Genomic DNA, 1,099 nt, shown 5'->3' on the forward strand with positions numbered 1-1,099 from the left:
CCCGCGTCACCGTGGACCAAATATTCCCACCCCTAACGGCGACCTATGTGATCCCCTCATGGCAACTCTGCGGTACGAGGTAAGGCGGGAACCGGATGGGACGTGGACGGTGTTCGACGTGTTCACCGGGCTGCCGGCTATTGTAGCGGGCCACCCTTCTGTCGACCTTCCCGACATGGAGTAGTATGCTGAAGAGCTGGCAGCCATCCTGAATGCCAACGACCTGAAGCAGAGGCTATCTCACGGGAGGCTCCCCNAGTATGCTGAAGAGCTGGCAGCCATCCTGAATGCCAACGACCTGAAGCAGAGGCTATCTCACGGGAGGCTCCCCGGAGGGCTCGCCTGACCGAGGTGGCATGACAAGTTAGCCATTCAACGCCTTCGTACTGCCCTTCCAGGATGGCTCGTCCGATTCCGAGCAAGCATTTGTTATTGAATTCCCGACTACGACCGTCTTAAATCGACTTGCCATTGCGTTTCGTAGGGAGGATGTGATGGGCAACGTGGTGCCAATTCGCAGGGCCACGCCTTGCGTGGAAGTAGTCGGAGCCAGTGGCGAATGGGTCGTCCGCATCATAGAGACCNTTTGCGCTGTCCTTCGCGGAAGGCCAGCGGATACGCCTGCATCTCGACAAAACGCTCTGGGTTGAACGGTGCTAAATCCCCGAGCCGTCCAGTTGCTGGCTGTCTTGCCTCCCCAGGGAGCCCGGCATGGAGGCTCGGTTTTTCGGCAGTAACCTCGAGACGGCTCGACAAGCCTGAAGGTCGATCGTAAAATCGGCTCAAAGCTCCTGCCTCGGGCCGCGTTCTCGCCGCTCAATGATCGTCGAACTGCCTGCGTAGGTGATCAGGTGAAACCAGGACCTATTCCTTGCGCGTCACGCCCCTCTTTCAGCCGCGACGACTACATGCTGGCCCGCTTTCTGAGGATTTTCACCGCGAAGCTGACGGTCCGCTTGCGGCCCCAATGCTGCCCAGGAGCAATGCGCCTCTGAGGTGACCAGAGTGAAGAAGCTAGGCGAAACCGCACGACGGGCGCCTTCTCTGATTGCAGCAATGGCGACAGGATTGGTAACCGGATAGGTTCTGATGAACACCT

Annotated in this window: 2 protein-coding genes; one reads left to right on the forward strand and one right to left on the reverse strand. The window is 58.8% G+C overall.

The features are described from left to right. Positions 1–58 precede the first annotated feature (58 nt). A complete protein-coding gene (locus X728_RS1000000172170) occupies positions 59–184 on the forward strand; it encodes a hypothetical protein (protein WP_023833357.1) in 126 nt (41 codons plus the stop codon). A 694-nt stretch (positions 185–878) separates the two neighbouring features. Here the strand turns inward: X728_RS1000000172170 and X728_RS1000000171245 are convergent. Beyond that, the coding region (locus tag X728_RS1000000171245; RefSeq protein ID WP_210164493.1) for a hypothetical protein at positions 879–1,099 on the reverse strand (221 nt) is incomplete at its 5' end.

Origin of the sequence: Mesorhizobium sp. L103C119B0 (assembly GCF_000502235.1) — a bacterium.
Lineage (GTDB): Bacteria > Pseudomonadota > Alphaproteobacteria > Rhizobiales > Rhizobiaceae > Mesorhizobium.